This window comes from Streptomyces sp. NPDC088261 (genome assembly GCF_044740805.1).
Classification (GTDB): domain Bacteria; phylum Actinomycetota; class Actinomycetes; order Streptomycetales; family Streptomycetaceae; genus Streptomyces.
In genome coordinates this window covers 113,133-132,265 of the sequence record NZ_JBIURL010000001.1, presented here as the reverse complement: position 1 = coordinate 132,265, position 19,133 = coordinate 113,133, and the positions used below count along the sequence as shown (strand labels likewise).

At 69.2% G+C, this 19,133-nt stretch carries 14 protein-coding genes, 1 tRNA gene and 2 pseudogenes; 9 read left to right on the top strand and 8 right to left on the bottom strand.

Features of this window, described 5'->3' with window-relative positions; translation table 11 throughout:
* The first annotated feature begins 141 nt into the window (after nt 1-141).
* The 3 genes from ACIODU_RS00615 (at nt 142) to ACIODU_RS00605 (ending at nt 3,152) form a co-directional block, all read left to right on the top strand.
* Nucleotides 142-1,347, top strand: a complete 1,206-nt coding sequence (locus tag ACIODU_RS00615; RefSeq protein WP_401762261.1) for a DNA polymerase III subunit delta' — start codon at nt 142-144, stop codon at nt 1,345-1,347.
* 89 nt (nt 1,348-1,436) lie between these two features.
* Nucleotides 1,437-2,981, top strand: a complete 1,545-nt coding sequence (locus ACIODU_RS00610) for an alpha/beta hydrolase (protein WP_401762259.1) — start codon at nt 1,437-1,439, stop codon at nt 2,979-2,981.
* Nucleotides 2,982-3,078: 97 nt separating this feature from the next.
* Nucleotides 3,079-3,152: transfer RNA gene (locus ACIODU_RS00605), tRNA-Thr, on the top strand.
* A 130-nt stretch (nt 3,153-3,282) separates the two neighbouring features.
* Here the strand turns inward: ACIODU_RS00605 and ACIODU_RS00600 are convergent.
* The 6 genes and pseudogenes from ACIODU_RS00600 to ACIODU_RS00575 form a co-directional block, all read right to left on the bottom strand.
* Nucleotides 3,283-4,209 (bottom strand): annotated as a pseudogene (locus ACIODU_RS00600) (tyrosine-type recombinase/integrase); the annotation flags it as partial.
* Between the two features lie 620 nt (nt 4,210-4,829).
* Nucleotides 4,830-5,417, bottom strand: a complete 588-nt coding sequence (locus ACIODU_RS00595) for a class IV adenylate cyclase (protein WP_401762257.1) — start codon at nt 5,415-5,417, stop codon at nt 4,830-4,832.
* Nucleotides 5,418-5,428: 11 nt separating this feature from the next.
* Nucleotides 5,429-6,091 (bottom strand): class I SAM-dependent methyltransferase, encoded by a 663-nt coding sequence (locus ACIODU_RS00590; RefSeq protein WP_401762254.1) that lies wholly within the window; start codon nt 6,089-6,091, stop codon nt 5,429-5,431.
* Nucleotides 6,009-6,581 (bottom strand): hypothetical protein, encoded by a 573-nt coding sequence (locus tag ACIODU_RS00585; protein WP_401762252.1) that lies wholly within the window; start codon nt 6,579-6,581, stop codon nt 6,009-6,011. The genes ACIODU_RS00590 and ACIODU_RS00585 overlap by 83 nt, the downstream gene beginning before the upstream one ends.
* Nucleotides 6,582-6,642: 61 nt before the next feature.
* On the bottom strand, nt 6,643-7,545 hold the full coding sequence (locus tag ACIODU_RS00580) for a radical SAM protein (RefSeq protein WP_401762249.1): 903 nt from the start codon (nt 7,543-7,545) through the stop codon (nt 6,643-6,645).
* A gap of 105 nt (nt 7,546-7,650) precedes the next feature.
* Nucleotides 7,651-8,343, bottom strand: coding sequence for an HAD family hydrolase (locus ACIODU_RS00575; RefSeq protein WP_401762247.1), 693 nt, complete (start codon nt 8,341-8,343; stop codon nt 7,651-7,653).
* A gap of 96 nt (nt 8,344-8,439) precedes the next feature.
* On the opposite strand from ACIODU_RS00575, the pseudogene ACIODU_RS00570 reads away from it, so the two are divergent.
* Nucleotides 8,440-9,212 (top strand): annotated as a pseudogene (locus tag ACIODU_RS00570) (XRE family transcriptional regulator).
* Nucleotides 9,199-9,666: an NUDIX hydrolase gene (locus ACIODU_RS00565; RefSeq protein ID WP_401762244.1), complete on the top strand. Its 468-nt coding sequence runs from the start codon at nt 9,199-9,201 to the stop codon at nt 9,664-9,666. The pseudogene ACIODU_RS00570 and the gene ACIODU_RS00565 overlap by 14 nt, the downstream one beginning before the upstream one ends.
* On the opposite strand, the gene ACIODU_RS00560 is transcribed toward ACIODU_RS00565, so the two are convergent.
* Nucleotides 9,654-10,217, bottom strand: a complete 564-nt coding sequence (locus ACIODU_RS00560; protein ID WP_401762241.1) for an HD domain-containing protein — start codon at nt 10,215-10,217, stop codon at nt 9,654-9,656. The two genes, ACIODU_RS00565 and ACIODU_RS00560, sit on opposite strands and share 13 nt — an antisense overlap.
* Before the next feature lie 170 nt (nt 10,218-10,387).
* On the opposite strand from ACIODU_RS00560, the gene ACIODU_RS00555 reads away from it, so the two are divergent.
* The 3 genes from ACIODU_RS00555 (at nt 10,388) to ACIODU_RS00545 (ending at nt 12,977) form a co-directional block, all read left to right on the top strand.
* The gene (locus tag ACIODU_RS00555) at nt 10,388-10,684 is read left to right on the top strand and encodes a hypothetical protein (RefSeq protein ID WP_401762239.1); all 297 of its coding nucleotides are present in this window, start codon (nt 10,388-10,390) and stop codon (nt 10,682-10,684) included.
* Between the two features lie 503 nt (nt 10,685-11,187).
* Entirely contained in the window at nt 11,188-12,357 is a 1,170-nt protein-coding gene (locus ACIODU_RS00550; protein ID WP_401762237.1) for a hypothetical protein, read from the top strand.
* 281 nt (nt 12,358-12,638) lie between these two features.
* Complete coding sequence (locus tag ACIODU_RS00545; protein ID WP_401762233.1) at nt 12,639-12,977, top strand: hypothetical protein; 339 nt, start codon at nt 12,639-12,641, stop codon at nt 12,975-12,977.
* Between the two features lie 26 nt (nt 12,978-13,003).
* Here the strand turns inward: ACIODU_RS00545 and ACIODU_RS00540 are convergent, their stop codons facing one another.
* Entirely contained in the window at nt 13,004-15,451 is a 2,448-nt protein-coding gene (locus ACIODU_RS00540) for a hypothetical protein (protein ID WP_401762232.1), read from the bottom strand.
* Nucleotides 15,452-15,812: 361 nt separating this feature from the next.
* Between ACIODU_RS00540 and ACIODU_RS00535 the strand changes: the two genes are divergently transcribed.
* On the top strand, nt 15,813-18,887 hold the full coding sequence (locus tag ACIODU_RS00535; RefSeq protein ID WP_401762229.1) for an AfsR/SARP family transcriptional regulator: 3,075 nt from the start codon (nt 15,813-15,815) through the stop codon (nt 18,885-18,887).
* Nucleotides 18,888-19,133: the final 246 nt, after the last annotated feature.

Sequence of the window (19,133 nt, the reverse complement as noted above, 5' to 3'; positions counted from 1 at the left end):
TTGGTGGGGCCGGGAGTGTCAGACCCCGGCCCCACAATGGATTCCGTACGGCACACCCCGCGCTGTACGGCATGCGTACGGCACCCCCGCGCCGTACGGCATACACACCGGCACGGCACGGCACGGAGGTGAGGGCGGCACATGACCGTATGGGACGACCTGGTCGGGCAGGACCGCGTCCAGGCGACGCTGGCCGCGGCCGCGCGGGACGCGGACGCGCGTGTCACGGCCGAGGCTGCGGGTCTCACACCCCCCGAGGCGTCGAAGATGACGCACGCCTGGCTCTTCACAGGACCGCCCGGCTCCGGCCGCTCCACCGCCGCCCGCGCCTTCGCCGCCGCCCTCCAGTGCACCAGCCCGGACCGCGCGCTGGGCGGGGAGCCGGGCTGCGGGTTCTGCGACGGATGTCATACGAGCCTGATCGGGACGCACGCGGACGTGGACGTGATCCGTACCGACCTGCTCTCCATCGGCGTCAAGGAGACCCGTGAGCTGGTCCGCCGCTCCCAGCTCACGCCGGCCGGCGGCCGCTGGCAGGTCAACGTCCTGGAGGACGCCGACCGCCTCACCGAGGGCGCGGGCAACGTCCTGCTGAAGGCCGTGGAGGAGCCGGCGCAGCGCACCGTGTGGCTGCTCTGCGCCCCCTCGCTGGAGGACGTCCTGCCCACGATCCGCTCCCGCTGCCGTCACCTCGTCCTGCGTACGCCGCCCGTGGAGGCGGTGGCCGACGTCCTGATCCGGCGCGACGGCATCGACCCCGAGGCCGCGCACGCCGCCGCGCGCGCGACCCAGGGGCACATCGGCCGGGCCCGCCGGCTGGCCACCGACCCGCGGGCGCGCGCCCGCCGCGCCACGGTCCTCAAGATGCCGCTGCGCGTCGACGACATCGGCGGCTGCCTCCGGGCGGCCCAGGAGCTGATCGACGCCGCGACGGAGGACGCCAAGCAGGTCGCCGAGGAGGTCGACGTCAAGGAGACGGAGGACATGAAGGCGGCGCTCGGCGCGCCGTCCGGCGGCCGGATGCCGCGCGGTACGGCGGGCGTGATGAAGGAGCTGGCCGACCGCCAGAAGCGCCGTTCGACCCGTACGCAACGGGACAGCCTCGATCTGGCGCTGACCGAGCTCACCGGCTTCTACCGCGACGTGCTGGCCCTCCAGCTGGGTTCCCGCGTCCAGCTCGCCAACGTGGACGTACGGGACGCGCTGGACCGGGTCGCGAGGGCCTCCACGCCGGAGCGGACGCTGCGCCGCATCGAGTCGATCAGTGCCTGCCGCCAGGCGCTGGACCGCAATGTGGCGCCGCTGCTGGCGGTCGAGGCGATGGCGGTGTCGCTGCGGGCGGGCTGACCGGGAGCCGTACAGCCGGCGTATGCACCCGATTCACCCGTTCGAGCGTGGAAACACGGGACGCGTCACACGGCGGCTAGGCTCGCGGAATGGACACCAGGCGCCTCTTCCGCATCTCCGCCACCGCCCTCGTGGCGGCGGGTCTCCTGCTCTCGGGTTGCAGCTCCGACTCGGCGTCGGGGGCGGGTACGGGAGGGCGTACGGGAGGGGGCCCGACGGCGGATCCGGCCGCGCTGAAGAAGTTCTACGGGCAGAAGCTCGCCTGGCGTCCGTGTGGGGCGACCGGCTTTGAATGCGCCAAGATGAAGGCCCCGCTGGACTACACGAAGCCCGACGGGACGGAGATCAGCCTGGCGGTGGCCCGCAAGAAGGCCACAGGCCCCGGCAAGCGCCTCGGTTCCCTCCAGGTCAACCCCGGAGGCCCGGGCGGCTCGGCCGTCGGCTACCTCCAGGCGTACGCGGGCATCGGTTACCCGGCCCCGGTCCGCGCGCGGTACGACATGGTGGCCATCGACCCGCGGGGCGTGGCCGGCAGCGAGCCGGTCGAGTGCCTGACGGGGCAGGAGATGGACGCGTACACGCAGGTCGACCAGACCCCCGACGACCAGGGTGAGGAGACCGAGCTGACGGCGGCGTTCAAGAAGTTCGCGGCGGGCTGCGAGAAGCGGTCGGCCACGATCCTGCCGCACGTCTCCACCGTTGACGCGGCCCGCGACATGGACGTCTTCCGCGCGGCGCTGGGCGACAAGAAGCTGGCCTACGTAGGGGCGTCGTACGGCACCTTCCTCGGGGCGACGTACGCCGAGCTGTTCCCGAAGAACACCGGCCGGCTGGTCCTCGACGGCGCGATGGACCCGTCCCTCCCGGCCCGCGAGCTGAACCGCGACCAGACGGCCGGCTTCGAGACGGCCTTCACGTCCTTCGCGGCCGACTGCGTCAAGCAGACGGACTGCCCGCTCGGCACGAAGTCCGTCGCGGACGTGGGGGCCCGGATGAAGGCGTTCTTCGACACGCTGGACGCCAAGCCGGTGCCCACGGGGGCGAGCCGCCCCTTGACCGAGTCGCTGGCGACGACGGGGGTGATCGCGGCGATGTACGACGAGTCCGCCTGGCCGCAGCTCCGTGAGGCCCTCACGACGGCGATGGCGGGCGACGGCTCCGCGCTCCTCACCCTCGCCGACTCGTACTACGAACGCGACAACGACGGCTCGTACGCGAATCTGATGTTCGCCAACTCCGCCGTCAACTGCCTGGACCTCCCGCCGGCCTTCTCGGGCCCCGCCGAGGTCACCAAGGACCTGCCGTCCTTCGAAAAGGCCTCCCCGGTCTTCGGCGAAGGCCTGGCGTGGGCGTCCCTGAACTGCGCGTACTGGCCGACGAAGGCCACCGGCACCGCCCACCGCATCGAAGCGAAGGGCGCGGCCCCGATCGTGGTGGTCGGCACGACCCGCGACCCGGCGACCCCGTACAAATGGGCGGTCTCCCTGGCCGGCCAGCTCTCCTCGGGCACCCTGCTCACGTACGACGGCGACGGCCACACGGCGTACGGCAGGGGCAGCGACTGCGTCGACACGGCGATCAACACCTACCTCCTGGAGGGCACACCCCCCAAACCCGCCACAAAGTGCTCCTGACCTGCAAAAAGACCCCAGCACCCAGGGGGTGAGGAGCACCCCCGGAAACTGTGTAGACTTGGCCCCGCCGCTGACCGCAGTATGGTCCGGACGGCACGCCGCCTTAGCTCAGTTGGCCAGAGCAACGCACTCGTAATGCGTAGGTCTCGGGTTCGAATCCCGAAGGCGGCTCTGTGGAAGCCCCAGGACATCTCGCCATGACCTGGGGCTTTTGCTATTCCTGGGCATGCCGAGCCGCACGACGGAGACGCCGTGGAAGTGCCTGCGTGAGCGACGCGTGAGCGGAGGGGGCCGGCCCCTACTTCGCGGTGGCCTCGGCCGCGCTCTTGCCGACGTGAGGGAGGACGCTCTGGTAGATGGCCCGGGTGATCCGGGTGTGGCTGTGCCCGAGGGTGTCGGAGACGATCTTGACGTCGATCCCGGCGGCGAGCATGGGGGTCGCCGCGCCTTGCCGCAGGCGGCGAACCAAGCGCTCGAAGAGGTCGGTCACCTTGCCGGGGCGGAGCCAGGAGCCGTCTTCCTGCGTGAAGACGTGGCCGGTCTTGAGGCTGTGCCCCACTCTTCGCGGGCCTTGTCCTGCCGTTCGCGATGGTGCTTCAGGGCGTCGACTGTGTCGTCGTCGAGGGCGACCATGCGGGAACCGCTGTCGGTCTTGGGGTCGGACGACTCCACTTCCCAGCGGTCCTGGACGAGTTGGGAGGAGACGGTGAGAGAGTGGGTGTCATTCCCTTGCGACGAGCCCGGTTCCCGACGCCCTTCCACGGCACCATCGCCAGCTTGTCGAGTGCGGACCTTCGCAGGGCGTTGTCCTCCAGGATCTGGGCGTTGGTCTCGCGGATGTCGGTGAACATGTCGCCAAGGTGGCTGACGGGCGGTCGATCCAGGCGCCGGTTGCCGATGCGCGGCTTCAGGTGGACGCGGATGTCGGTCTCGTAACGGATGAGGCCGGACTCGCGTATGCGCTTGCCGACCAGCCACCGGTCGAGCCATTCGGAGACGCTCAAAGGCTGCTCAGCAGGTCCTGACCGGAGTCGAGGCGCCGCCGCGTCTCCTTGACCTTGGGCAGAGGCGATCGCTCGCGGCTGACCTCGGCCGGCATCTCGGCGATGAGCTCGGTGCCCTCGGAGTCGTCCGATTCTGCCAGCCCGAGGAGGATGCGTACGTGGTCGAGGTCGGCCTGGGCGGCCTTGAGGCTGGCGTACCCGCCACGGGCGAAGGAGCGGCGGCTCCTGGCGTAGGGAGTAGCCAAGCGCGGCCCGTACCCGTGCAAGGTGTTCCGGCTCGGGAACGGCTACCGGGTGGTGACAGCAGACCTGTTGGCCCTGCTGGGGGCGGCCGCGTGAAGCGCCTGATGCGCCATAGGCCCTTCTACGCTGAGCAGACACAGAACTGCTGGACTGTGGCACGACGTGGACGTACTGTCCGTGGTCGCTCCCGGTACCGAACCCCCGCGAGCAAAAGGAGAGCCTCCGGTGGTGCAACGCCGAAGGCCCCAAGACTCCCCAGCGATCCTGTGAGATCCGACCCGGCGGCAGGGGCGTGCAGGCCCGACACTGCCAGGCGAGGAGCCGTCCATTCCAACCGAGAACCCGATTCCTAAGTGGTGGGACCTGCGAAGCAGTGCGAGAAGTCCCGGCTCCTGAACGCGCTGACCGAGACGGTCCATGAGCCGATGCTCACCATCAACATCACACCGGCGGCCATCTTCCGCTCGATCAACGAGGAGGAGCCGCCGACGCTGCTGGTGGATGAGTTCGACACCATCCCCCTCGGGCGAACTCGGCGATACCGGGGATCACCCTGTGCTGTAGGGCGACTTCCGTCAGCATCGCTCGTGTCCCTCCGTGATCAACGGTCCTGGGCCGTAGGAGAAGCGCCCTTCTGCTTCTCGGCTTCGGAGAACAGGAGCGTGGGCTCGGCGAGGATGTCGCGGCTGGACTCGCTCTTGTAGATCTCGTCGACGCTGCCGAACCGGGCCTCGGAGTAGTCGAGGTCCAGCAGGGTGGCGGCCTGGCGCACCGATGCCTCGTCGGGTCCTTCGATCTCCAGGAAGGTGGGGAGGCCGGGCCAGGTGTCGAAGTCGAAGGCGACCTCGCCCAGGCGCCATTCCTCGCGGTAGTTCTCCTGGTACCGGACCTCGGTGAGGCCGACCCGGCGCAGGATGTCGGCCATGGCGTGCAGATCGGTGACCTCGGTCTCGATCTCTTTGGTGCCGTCGATCGTCGTGGCGTCGGTGACCTGCTTGAGCGTGAGCGTCGAGCGGGCGCCCTCGTTCCGCAGCCGAATCCAGGCTCCGCCGTCGAGGGAGTCGTTCTCGAAGATCTTGCGGGTGAGGAGCGTGCGGGGGAACGCCTGGACGGCACCGAGGGCGCTCAGCTTGTTCTGGAGGTCGGCGACGTCCACGGCCAGGAACTTCGCCTCGTATTCGTGCTTCATGGGGCCTTCTCTCAGAAGTGGTCGGTGAGGGCGGACGTCCGGGCCGCGAGCAGCAGGCCCATGCGGTGGGTGTGGTCATGCAGCTGGCCGACGTGGGGCCGCTCGGTGAACTCGGTGGTGCGCAGGGTGAGCAGGACCTCCCAGTCGCCGATGAAGTGGGGGAGAAGGCGCTCCGGGGAGGTGTAGTGCTCGATCATGTGGTGGCGTCTTTCGACGGGCATCATGAACTCCGCGCCGAATACACCGCCCGGGCGGACCAGGCGCCGCATGCGGTCGACGAACTCGCCGAGCGGGCGGTGGTGGTTGGCACTGTAGTGCCACGAGCAGCTCGTCCAGACCGCGTCGCACTGCGGGCCCAGGGGGTCACCGTCCAGGAAATCGTCCTCGACGACCTCCACGCGTTCGTGGAGTTCTTCGAGCTTCAGTCGTTCGATCAGTCCCCACGCGTGGGCCTGGCTGTCACCCGGGAGGTGGACGTCGCCTCCATGGAGGGCCACCGCGTCGCGTTCGATGGCGACGACGCGGTAGCCGGCGGCGGCGAGGGGCAGGACGAACTTGCCGTCGCTCGCGCCGACCACGGCGACGGTGGCGTCAGGAGCGACACGTTCCCGCAGTGTGGCGAGGAACTGCGGGAAGAACGTGAGGGTGTGCTCCCACAGGCTCTGCGTCTGCATGGGGGTGCGCTCCTTGCGTATCGGTATCCATGATCACTCGAAGGACCTCGTCGGGGCTGCGCCCCGTGGTGTCGACGCGATGCATCGGGAACGACGCATAGGCGTCCGTCACTCGGTCCGTAACGGTCTCGACCAGTGAGTCCCACCGCGACATCGGCTTGTTCCGCCCAGCGAGTCGACGCTGTCTCTCGTTGTCGTCGCAGACGAGGTGGTACGTAGCAGGTGTCGGCAGCCAACTCGGCAGGGTGACACCGAGTTGTGCCCCCAGGGCCCGGTGAGTGGTGAGACACCGGGCGAAGTAGCTCTCGACGACGACAGGGACGCCGGCGTCGAGGTGATGCTGGATCTCCTCGGCCGCGGTGAACAGGCCCGAGAGGAAGAAGCACATCCGTGCCTCTACGTTCGTCCGCTCGTCCAACGCCTGTCTGAGCGGCTGGTAGGGCAGCGGGACGGTAGCGACGAGGACGGCCCGCCGGGCGGCGGCGAGCATGGGCGCCACGGTGGATTTGCCGGTGCCGCGTAACCCTTCCAGGCTCTCGAAGCGTGGGTGATCAGGCACGTCCGTACACCACGTCCGGTACCGCGAGAGTGAGCTCGTCGACGGACGAGGGCTTGTGGACGATGCGTCCTGCCGCCTTCTCGTACCAGAAGGCGTGCGCGTCCTTCCCCACGGCCTTGCAGGACATGGTCAGCGCACCGCGCGGGTCGACCTCGATGCGGTCGATCTCGCGAGGACCGTCGGAGGGCGCGCACACCTGCGGGGCACCGTCCTCGGAGAGGTCCTCGTCGACGATCACCTCCAGGGGCAGATCGACTGACGCCAGCTCGTCCCGGAGCCGGCCGTAGGCGGAAGGGGAGGTGACCAGCAGCTCGGGATGATCGGCGGCGTTGCCAACGGGCCGCAGGTGGTGGAGCTTGAGCTGCCGGACCCCTAGTTCCGCCAAGGCCCGTCCGAGGGGCAGGACTTCGGCGATGTTCCGTGAGGTGACGGTCATGGTCGCACCGGTCGGAACGCCGAGATCCCGAGCCAGACCGAGCGCGTTCAGGGCGCTCTGGTAGCTGCCCTGCTTTCGGATGCCGTCGTTGGTCGACCCGACGCCCTCCAGCGAAACCCTGAGCAGGTCCAGGTAGGGGGCGATCTCGGTCAGACGGCGCTCGATCCGGTACCCGTTGGTGCAGATCTCGACGCGCAGGCCCAATTCCTCCTTGGCGTGGCGGACGACCTGCGCGAGGTCCCGGTGGACGAAGGGCTCTCCGCCGAGCAGTGTCACGGCCTCGGTGCCGTACTGGTCCCGCATCAGGGTGAGGAGATCTGCGGCTTCGTCGACGGTGAAGGCGTCGGCGTACTGGAGCCGCTTGCCGTGGAAGCAGTGCAGGCACGTGAAGTTGCAGCGGTAGAGCAGCTGTAGGTAGAGCATGCGGATCTTCTTGATCCCGGTAACTTCCTCGATCACGTCGGCTCCTTCGGCTGGTTGCCTGGTGGGAGCCTGATAGTGGCCTTCTGCTCAGGGACCTCGACACCGCGTTCGGGGACGGTCCAGGGACGTCCTGGGACGTTTTCAGTGACCTGCGAAGGACTCCAGGATGCCGAGGACACGCTTGGTGTCCGACAGGTCGGGCAGGACTTCGTCGGCTCCGGCGGCGTTCAGTTCCTCCTGGGTGTGGATGCCGGAGGCGACGGCGAGGACGCCGGAGCCTGTGGTCAGGGCCGCTTCCACGTCACGAGGGGTGTCCCCGACGAGGACGGTGGGGATGTCGGCCGCAACACCATGAAGCCGTTGTGCGCGCTCGCGGGCGACAGCGACCAGGTGGGGGCGGAGTTCGGCGTCCGCTCCGTAGGCGCCGACCGGTAGATCGAGCAGGGAGTCGAGGCCGAACGCGACAAGCTTTACACGGGCGTTGGCGGAGATGTTGCCGGTGAGGACCGAGGAGACCCAACCGGTCTGAGCCGAGGCGGCTTTCAAGGCTTCGTGCACACCGGGCAGGGCGGTCCCGCGCCTGCGTAGCTCCTCCAGGCGCGCTTCTCCCGCCTGGGCGAGCGCCGTCTCGACGAAGTGCCAGTCGGGCACGGGTAGCCCTTCGCGGACGAACATGTCGCGCATGATCAGTCGATCCGTACGCCCCTCAGTACGCGCGGGCTCCGTGGGTTCGTGACCTGAGAAGCCACGAAAGGCAGCGGCGTAGATCTCCTTGCTGACCCCCGCGTTCTCGATGAGGGTATGGTCGATGTCCCACAGGACCAAGAGCTCCATGCCGCCAGAGTAGGCAGTCCGCGAGGTTCCACTACAGCGGACCGCGTCCCAAAACGTCCTTGCGCGATTACGCGCCGTGCCGATTCGATGGCCGCTGTGAACAACCGACTGCGCACTGTGCTCGGGCAACGCGGCGTCTCGCCCGATGCACTCGCCGAGATCTGCGAGGTGGATCCCAAGACGGTCAGTCGATGGCTGGGCGGACGGATCCCCCATGCACGGCACCGCTTCCGCGTCGCGCGACACCTGCGCATCGAAGAGACCTTTCTCTGGCCCGAGCCGTCCAAGCGTCCGGGCCGGCCGAGGGACGGGTCAGGCGCCGAGCTGGTCGGCACCTACCAGAACCGGGCCAGCGTGCCCCGGGACGTGTGGCTCGCACTGCTGCGAGAGGCTCGGCACGAGATCGGCGTCCTCGTCTTCTCCGGCACCTTCTTCGCCCAGTCCAACCCCCACGTCGCCAAGATGCTCTCCGAGCGCGCCGCAGAGGGCGTCCGGGTTCGCCTGTGCTTCGGCGATCCCGACGGGCAGGCAGTCGCCGTACGGGTCGCGAGGAAGGAATCGGCGACACCCTCGCCGCCAAGATCCGCGCCTCACTGACGTACTACCGCCCGCTGCTGGGCGAGGCCGGGTGCGGCGTACGACTCCACGACACCACCCTCTACACGTCGATGTTCCGCTACGACGACAACCTGCTCGTCAATCCGCACATCTGGGGCCAACCGGCCAGTGCCAACCCCCTCCTGCAACTCAAGAGGGCAGGCGATACAGGGTGGTTCGACAACTACGCTGAAAGCTTCGACGCCGTCTGGGCCGCGGCGAGGCCATGGGAACCCGACCAGGAGAGGACCGCCGACCATGGGCAGGACTGAGTACTACAACGACCCCTGTGCCCCGAAGGCGAACACTCTCATCCCGGCCAGCAACCTTCTCGTCGCCGACGAGACAGGCGCCATCCTCCTCCAGCGGCGCCGCGACACCGGCCAGTGGGCCCTCCCCGGCGGAGCCCAGGACATCGGCGAGACCGCGGCCGAGTGTGCGGTGCGGGAGTGCCTGGAGGAGACCGGCATCATCGCGGAGCTCACCGGGTTCCTCGGCGTCTACACCAACCCGAACCACATCGTCGCCTACACCGACGGCGAGATCCGCCAGCAGTACGAGAACACCTACATCGGCCGGCCCGTCGGCGGAGTGCCCACGATCAACGAGGAGGCCGACGGAGTCCGCTTCGTCCAGCCGGCCGACCTCGACCAGTACGACATCCACCCGAGCATGCGCCAGCAGATCGGGGACTACCTCGCCGGCACCTACCCCTACCTCGGCTGAGCGGCCAGGGCGGCTTCCACCCGCTCCACGGAGGCAAGGATCTCCGGAGCCGCCCGGCGAATGAACCGCCCGACCACGCTGTCGTCCCCGTAGCGGCTGACGATCTCCGCGACCCGGTTCCGCGCGGTGGTTCGGTCGCCGTCGGGCGTGGTCGTCATGTCGCAATACACGAGGGCGTCCACCAGCAGCGGCTCCTCCAACAAGGGGAACTCCGTCGCGAGCTGCTTGCGCAACCCGCGCTCCTCTGCCTCAAGGAGCGCGAACGAGTGGTTCGCGACCAGCCGCACCAGCCTCTCATCGGCCCCGTGCTCGTCCCGAAGGAACCGGGCTCCCTCCAGCGGATGGAACCCGGTTGCTGCCAGACGCGGCGCGTACCCGATGTCGTGCAGCGTGGCGCCGGCGACGAGAAGGCTGGCGTCTTGGTTGAGGACCTGGCTTACTTCGACGGCGCGGTCGGCCACTCCCTGTGTATGCGCCCACCTCCGTGGAAGTGTGCAGCTGAGTTCGGCCCTCGTGATGTGCGTCGCCCAGTCCCCGCTGTGATCGCCCATGTCTGGCTCTCTGCCCAGGGCGCCGTCGGCCCAAGCCGCCGCACTCGATGACAACTGCACGCGGTAGCCGCCGTCGCTCCGGCCACTGCCTCGCAGCCCTCATCTTCATCTGGCTCGACGTATGACCGTAGGAGTATCTGTCTCACAACCAGGACCCATCGCCATCCGCCGTGCTTGATGCGGAGCTCGACCCGTTCACCAAGAACCGCGTGTCGTTCACTGGCGTGCGATGCAAGATCCTCGGCACCTTCTACGAAGACGACGTGGATGGGCAGAAGGTGCTGGAGTTCGGTGCTGACGTGGACAACTTCTACGCCACGTCCACGTACCTGGTGACGGTTGCCCACGCGGGGCGGCGCGGGTCGCGAGTCGCTTGGGTGAGGGGGTGCCGTCGGCCGGATTGGTCTAGATCATCGGCGGTCGTGGACCGCTTGATCGTTCGGTTGTCCGTGGCGCTACCCGAGTAGATTCCTTGCTGGTCAGGGGCTCGTCCGGGGTGGGATTCGGATCATGGGCGCCCTCGTGGGGGCCGGGGTGATGCGCGTGATGGTTTGTCATTTGTATGATCGCGTTGGGGTCAGTACTCTCCCCGCTGAGGTGTCTGGGATCTTGAGCGGGAGCGTGGCTGAGTGATGCGTACGAGGGTCGTTGTGGGCGGATTCGCACTGTCGATGCTTCTTGTCGTGGGGAGCGCCGCAGTGGCGACGGCCGTTTGCATGCCGTACAAGAAGACGGCGAGCTCTTTGGCCCGATAGCCCGGAAGCGGTCCCGACCACTGCTGCCTCGGTGAGGTGCGGGTGGGCAAGGTGGCTGCAAGGGGGTTGCAAGGAAAGTGTCGTGTGTGGCGGGCATTCCCCCGTCGACTGCTGTACGCAGCCGACGAGCATGGGGGAGCGTTGTGTCTGTTCAAACCACACAATCGGCGCTGATCGAACAAGGTCGGTGGCTGACCGTACCGGGCTGTAAGCGGATGTTGGTCGTCGTCCACACCGTGGCCTTCGGCCAGCGTCTGCGCGAGGCCTTCTGTCTGCTGGAGGCGGACTTCCGGATCCAGGTGGTGTTCACCGCCGCGCCGCACGCGTTCGGCGGGGGCGTCGCGCGGTATCTGGAGAGTCTGGGGATCGCGACCGTGCCCTGGGAAGAGGCGCTGCGGGCCGAGTTCGACCTGGTGCTCGCCGCCGGGTCCCGCGGGGTGCACGAGTTGAACGCGCCGGTTCTGCGTATGTCGCACGGAGCCGGTCACATCAAACTGCTGACCGACACCTCGTTGCTGGCGCCGGGGGAGACGCGGGCGCCGGGGATGCTGAGTCGTCAGCATCTGCTGCACGAGGGGCGCGTGGGGCCTGCCGCGATCGTCTACGCGCACGATCGTGATCTGGACGAGCTGGCGCTCTCGTGCCCCGAGGCGCTGGGGGTGGCCCATGTGGTGGGCGACCCCTGTGTCGACCGCATCATGGCCGGCATGCCCCGGCGCGAGGAGTACCGCCGGGCGCTGGGGCTCGATGAGGGGCAGCCGTTCGTGGTGGTCACCTCGACCTGGGGGCCCACGTCCACCTTCGGGCGGATCGACGCGCTGCTGCCGCAGCTGTTGAGCCAACTCCCCGGTGACGACTACCGGGTGGCGTTTCTCTTTCACCCGAACATCTTCTCCGGGCACGGAAGTTGGCAGGTGCGGAGCTGGCTGGCGGGCTGCCGGGGGCATGGGATCTCGGTGGTGCCACCTGAGGCGGACTGGCAGTCTCTGCTGATCGCGGCCGACTGGATCATCGGGGACCATGGCTCCCTTACGGCGTACAGTACGTTGACCGATGCCGCCTTACTGCTCACGCCCGGACCGAGGCGTGAGATCGCCGCGTACTCCCCGGCGGCCCTTCTTGCCACCGTCGCGCCGGTGGTCACCCCCGGGCATCCGCTGGACGAGCAGTTGCGGTACGCGGCGCGACAGCATCGTCCCGGGCAGTACGCGGAGGTCGCCGCCCTGCTCTCGTCGGTGCCCGGAGAGTTCCACCAGCGGATGCGTACGATCATCTACTCCATGCTGGAGTTGGGCGAACCCGCCAGCGAGGCGCCCGTCCCACCCCTGCCGCTCCCCTCTCCGCTGGAGCAGTGGGAGGCCGGTTCTCTGGGGATGGCGCAGTGAAGGGCCGGCCTGTCGGGATCGGGAGGGGGAGGACGGGGAGTGCGGAAGCCTCCTCCGAGTGGGATCTGCCTGGTGAGAGGTGGGGGTGGGTTCGCTTCTTCGGTGGGGACGACGCCTGGAGGGGGGTTGTCCTCGGTGGGCTGGTTTCCGTGGGCGCCCACGTCGGGTGGAGGTCCAGGTCGAGGTCGGTCACGGGGAGCGGTGTGGTGCGCGTACGGGTTGACGCGGCCGTTCCGTCGGGTGCGGGGTGGCCGACGTCTTCCCGCGAACAGGTCTGTGGCGTGCACCTGTTGGTGGACCCCGACGCTCCCGGGGGAGACGGCCGCGCGGAGTACGCCGATGTGCTCGTCGCGCGGGTGCCTCTGCTGCCGGTGGCGGCTCGCGCCCGCGCGGAGGAGCTGGTCGCGCGGTGGCCGGGGTGCCTCGTCGCCGCCGTACCCGATGTGGGCGGTGGGTGTGCGCTGGGGGCACGGAGTGGCGGGAGTGTTGTCCTGCCCGCGTGGGCGGCTCACGCTCCCGCGCCGGTTGTCGCGTCCGTGGCGCATGCGTGGCTCGTCGCCGGGGGATCGCTGGGCGACCTGAGAGCTGTCGCCGTCGAGAGGAGCGGGGACACGCCCTAGGAACACGGCACCGGCTGCGGCGCCGCTCACAGGTGCCGCAGCCGGTCGTCCACGCGCTGCGCGTCGGCCGGGTCCTGCCGCCCGTACAGCTCCCGGGCCGCCTCGTAGCAGCGACCGGCCTCCTCGCCGTCGCCCCGCCGTTCGGCGGCCTGCCCGAGCCATTCCAGGGAACGCGCCTGCCAGTGTTCCGACCGGGCGCCGGCTCCGCGGAACATCGCCAGCGCCTCCCGCAGCCGCGCCGTGCCGCCTTCGTGATCGCCGTCGGACGCCAGGACGTGGCCGAGAAGGGCCAGGGCGCGGGCCGCCTCGTAGTGCTCTTCCTGCGCGTCGAGTTCGGCGTGTGCGCGTACCAAGTGATCTGCCGCCGTGGCCAGTTCGCCCGCCGCCAGGGCGGTCTCTCCTAAGCGTCTTCGGGAGAGCGCGGCCCCTCGCCGGTAGCCGATGGACTCCCGCAGCCGCAGGGCGTTCTCGAAGTACCCGCGTGCCTCGTCCAGTTGTGAGGTGAGCAGGCTGAGGTGACCGAGACCGTTGAGTGCCTGCGCCTGCTGTCGTACGTCTCCGTCGTACGTGGCGTGCTCCAGCGCCCGCGTGTACCACTCGGCGGACTCCCCGTACCGGCCGGCGGTGCGCAGGCCGATCGCGCCCGAGGTCAGCATGCGTCCTTCGCCGGCTCGGGATCCGCTCGCGCGGGCCGCCGCGAGGCCCGCGCGGTGTGCCTCGATCCACAGCTCCGTGGGGCGGAGGCGGAGGAACAGAGGCCACATCACGTCCACCAGGCGCCAGCAGGCGGTGTGCCATCCGGCGTCGGCGCAGTGCCGTACGGCCCCCATCAGACCGTCACGGTGGGTGTCGAGCCAGTCCAGCGCCTCGGCCGGTCCCGTGAGGGGAGTGGGTACAACGGTCGATGTGTCAGGCGTATCTGACGTATCGTCAGCAAGCGTCATTCGGTGGCTCGGTGTGAGGATCGCCTCCGCCTCGCTCGCCGTGGCCAGGCACCAGTCCACGTAGCGGCGCAGCGTGCGCTCGTGCCGCGAAGCGGATTCCTCCGCCGTGCCGAGTCGCCTCGCGTGGGGGCGTACGAGGTCGTGGAAGCGGTAGACGCCCGAGCCGGTCTCCTCCAGGAGGTTCGCCTCCAGCAGGGCGTCGAGGGCCGGTTCGACGGTCTCCGCGGTGGGGTCGTCTGCGGTGCTCGCCGTCAGCATGAAGAGGTCGTAGCGGTCCGTGGGCAGCAGGCCCATCCGCCGGTAGAGCGTCGCGCTGTCGTGCGGCAGCAGTTCGTACGAGAGGTCAAGTGCGGTGCGCACCACGGCTTCTCCATCGATGCGTAGGGCGTCGAGCGACCCCTGTCCCTGGGACAGGCTCGCGGCGAGGGCGGATACGGAACGGTTCGGACGTACGGCGAGTTGGGCGGCCGCCAGGCAGACCGCGAGGGGGAGGCAGGCGCACAGGGTGACGACCTCGCGCGCGGCGACCGGGTCCTGCGCGACACGGCTGCCGCCACCGCCGGCCGCCAGCAGCTCGACGGCCGAGTCCGTGGTGAGGGTGCCCAGCCGGTGGAGGGCCGCGCCGTCGACCAGCAGGCCGGTGAGATGGTTTCTGCTCGTCACGACGGTGAGGCCCGTCGGTGAGCCGAACAGGAGCGGGCGGACCTGCGCCGCGGTGTACGCGTTGTCCAGGAAGACGCCGAGCCGCAGGTTCGCGGTCAACGACCGCCAGAGGGCGATGCGTTGGGCGAGGTCCGCCGGTACGGAGGTGGCTCCGAGGGCGTGCAGGAAGCCTTCCAGCACGGCGGTGGGGCGAACCGGCCGGACCGGCCGGACCGGTCCCCCGGCCTCCCCGGTTTCCCCGCTCTCCCCGGGCTCCCCGGCGGTGGCGTGGCCGCCCAGGTCGGCGTACAGCTGACCGTCGGGAAAGCTGTCCGCGTGATCGCGCAGCCAGCGGGAGACGAGCGTGGTTTTCCCGACGCCCGCGAACCCGCTGACCACCAGGAGTTGGTGGGAGTGCGGAGGATGCTGGGCGCGGAGGGCGTCCAGGGCTTGTACGTCGCTCTCCCGGTCGACCAGCTGCCGCCGTACGGGCGGGAATTGGCGGGGCGCCGGAGGCCGGGGTCTGTCCGCCGGGGCGGCGTGGTGCACGTGGATGCCGCCGTGGATGTCGCGCGCCTGCACGGCCGGGCCGTGGATGACGGCGGCCCCGCCGATGGCGTTCGTGCGGTCCGGCTCCGTGCCCGCCGACTCCGTGCCCGCCGGCTCCGTACCCCTCGGCTCCGTACCTCCCGACCCCGTACCCCCCGATCCCGTACGGTCCGAGCCGACCGTGGGGGGCGTATGCCTCCGGAGCCAGTCGGTCAGCGCGGCGTCCGTGCCCGGGTCGCGCGAAGCCGACGCGGCCACCGCCCAGGCCAGTTGGGCCATCGCCGGGGTGACTCCGGGCGCGGCCGCCGCCGTTTCCACTTCGCGCCACAACTCGGCCACCCTCCGGTCCACTTGAGCCGCCGCACCCAGAACGTGGACCAATTCCCGCCACGCGAGGGATTCCCGGTCCATGGCGCATACGGCCATGGCCGATAACAATGCTTCCGGTTTGCCGGATTCAGGAAATGGCACGTCCGTACCCCCATAGACCCTGCCCGGCTCATGCCAACAGCATATGCACAAGACGCGCTTCGTCAGTGACCGTCCTGGAGTGCTTCCCCTGACTCGGGGGTGGCTGAACGGAATCATGCTGAGATGAGTCAATTTCGGACTTAAACAGCGCCTGGATGGCCACGGATGACTACCGCGTGACATCCTCGGATACCCGGCCAGGAGAGGCCGGACCGGCGGGAGGACGCTGGTGGAGTTCGAGATTCGACTTTCAGGATCGGTCGAAGTACGGGCCCTCGGCCGACGCAATGATCTCGGTTCCACCAAGACCCGCCTGGCGCTCGCCGCTCTGGCCTGGGATGCCAGTCGTACGGTGAGTGTGGATACGCTGATCCACCGGATCTGGGACGACAACCCGCCGGCCAAAGCGAGAGAAGCGCTGCACGCGCACGTATCGCGTATCCGAAAGGCCTTTCGGATCGCGGGAGGTGACGCGCCCGTGATCACCAGCCGTACCAACTCCTATGTCATGAACGTCGATCCGGACCGGGTCGACCTGCGGCGCTACACCAGTTATGTCGACCAGGCCCGCTCCCTCAAGGACAGCGACGACGAGGGCGAGGCCATTCGCCTGCTCGACCTGGCGGCGGGCCTCTGGCGCGGCGAGGCGCTGGCCGGGATTTCCGCGTACTGGGCGGGTCACCTGCGGGCCACGGTCGCCGAGAGCAGCCTGACCGCCGCCATGGTCCGGGCCGAAATCCTCATGGGAGCGGGGAAGTTCGCGGAGGCCGTACCCGTACTGCTGCCGCTGGTCGAGGAGCATCCGGTCGACGAGGCCCTGGTCGAACGACTGGCCCTCGCCCTGTACGGCAGCAGCCGCTCCGCCGAGGCGACCAAGCTGGTGCAGCGGACGCGGCAGCGTGTCGTCCGCGACATCGGCCTCGACGCGGGCCGTCGCCTGCACCGCGTCCACCAGGGCATTCTCGCCGGAACGCCGGCGGCGGCGCTGCTGGGGCAGGCCGGGATCGGCAGGCGTACCCCCGCCAGGACGACCACGCGGATTCCCGACAACCTGCCGCGTGACGTCCCCTGGGTGGGGCGGCACGACGAACTGCGGCTGCTCACGGCGGCGCTCTCCGAGACGAGCCGTACCTCGGCCCCGGTGGTCACCATCGAGGCCATCGACGGCATGGGGGGCATCGGGAAGACGTCGATGGCGGTGCATCTCGGGCATCAACTCCGGGAGGAGTTCCCGGAAGGGCGGCTCTATCTCCATCTGCACGGCCATGCCTCCGACCGGGAGCCGCTGACGGCCGTCCGCGCGCTCACGGAGCTGCTGCGCCTGCTCGACACCCCGCCGGGTGAACTGCCCAAGGATCTCGACGGGTTGGTCTCGCTCTGGCGCACCACGGTGCGGGACCGCCGCATGCTGGTGATCCTGGACGACGCCGCCGGGCCGGCTCAGGTACGGCCCCTGCTTCCGGGGGCGTCCCCGACGGCGGTCATCGTGACCAGCCGTCAGCGGCTGTCCGGTTTGCCCGGTGTACGGCCCGTCTCCCTCGACGTGCTGCCGCGCGAGGACGCCGTCGCGCTCTTCGCGCAGCGGCTCGGCGGGCGGCGTACCGTCCTGGCCTCGGACGCGGCGGAAATCGTCCGCATTTGCGGATATCTGCCGCTGGCCGTGGAAGTCATGGCCAGCCGTCTGCTTTCCCGGCCGTCGTGGACGACGTCCGACCTGCTCAAGCAGTTGACGAGCGGGATGGAACATCTCTCAGAAATGCGCGACGGCGAGCGGACGTTGTCCCATGTCTTCGGACTGTCGTATCGCGCGCTCACGCCGGTGCAGCAGCTTGTCTTCCGCCATGTCGGCCTGCACTTCGGCTTGCAGTTCGGTACGCACGCGGTGGCGGCGCTCAGCGGCCTTTCCTTCGAGGAGACCGAACGTGCGCTGGAGGAACTTCAGGCCCATCACCTGATTTCCGAGCCGACTCCGCACCGGTTCACGATCCACGATCTTCTGCGCGAATACGCTCGTACGTTGATCGACAATACCGGCGACGTCCCAGGGGCCTCGGAGCAGGCGCTTCGGCGTCTTGTCGATCATTACGTACGGGTCGCGGACCGGGCCGACCGGTTGGCCTATCCGTACCGGAGCCGCATGGTGGTCGACGCCGACGGCGGTGATCACTCCGCCACGCGGGAGCCGGAGATCGCGGACGCGCAGGCGGCGGAGCAATGGCTGATCACCGAGGGCGCGAATCTCCTGAGGGCGCTGGACTGGACGCGTCGGTACGGCTCCGAGGCCCAACTAGCGCTGCACACCCATGTGTTGGCGGGGTTTCTGGATCTGGAGGGCCATCTGGAGACGGCCGAACCCCTGCTGCGCCGCGCCGTCGCCCACTGGCGGGCCGTCGGGGACGACAGCGCGCGGGCGCGGGCTCTGCTGGACCTGAGCGCGGTGTGCGCGCACAGCGGTCAGTACGAGGAGGGGGACGCGACGGCGCGTGAGGCCCTGTCCATCGCGCGGTTGTTGAAGGATGAAGATCTGGAAAGCGAATCGGCGCACCAGGTCTCGATCGTTCTGTGGCACACCGGGCAGTACGCGCTCGCTCTGCCGCTCCTGGAACGCTCCCTTGATTTGCGACTGCGATCGAACGATCGATTACAGGTGGCCCGCAGCCTGAATTTACTCGGCATCACCCATCTTCAGCTCGGGCAGAATGAGAGCGCGCTCGAATATTTCCTGCGGGCCATCGCGGGTTTTACGGGCACCGATGACCGGGGCCGCTATCGCACATTGAACAATCTGGGGGAATTGCAGCAGCGGATGGGCGATCTGGAAGCCGCGGAGCGGTCGTACCGAGAGGCGATCGACGTCGCGGCGACGCTGGGGAGCAAGGGGGACCGCGCGACGCTCTGGATGAACCTCGCGAGCGTGCTGACCCCTCTCCATAAAACGGACGAAGCGCTCGGCCTCTACGCGCGCGTGCTGCCCGTGCTGCGCGGGGTGGGGGACCTTCGGGGGGAGGGCATCGCTCTGGCCGGGATCGGCAGGGCGTACCGGACGGCCGGTCGCAATGAGTCGGCGTTGGCCCAGTTCATCGCCTCGCTCGGGGTGCTGAGGCGGATCGGGGCCACCGGGGAGGTGGCCGAGGTGCTGTTGGATCTGGGCCAGGCCGAGCGGGACACGGGGAGGCTGGAGCAGGCCGAGGCGCACTTGGAGGAGGCCCTCGCCCTCTGCCGTCGGACGGGCGCCCGGGGCGAGGAGGAGCGGGCCCTGGAAGCGCTGGCGTCGCTGCGGCGGGCAAGGGGTTTCGCGGGGTAGTCGCCCGACGCTCCGCGTGCGCCTGGCCGGGGAGCATTCTGTGGGTGACGGATAGGTACGGCGCGGGTCCAGCGGGGGGCGCGTGTGTTCGGGCGGTCGCCCGTACGGGCTACTCTGATCATCCGGCGTTGACGTCCGCATCATTTCCGGGGACCTCGACACGCCTTCGTGCCTGCCCGTAAAAGCTTTAAGAATCAAGGAACAGCGCCTGTGACTCTTGGCGGAAGTAAAGCCCCACGTTCCCGT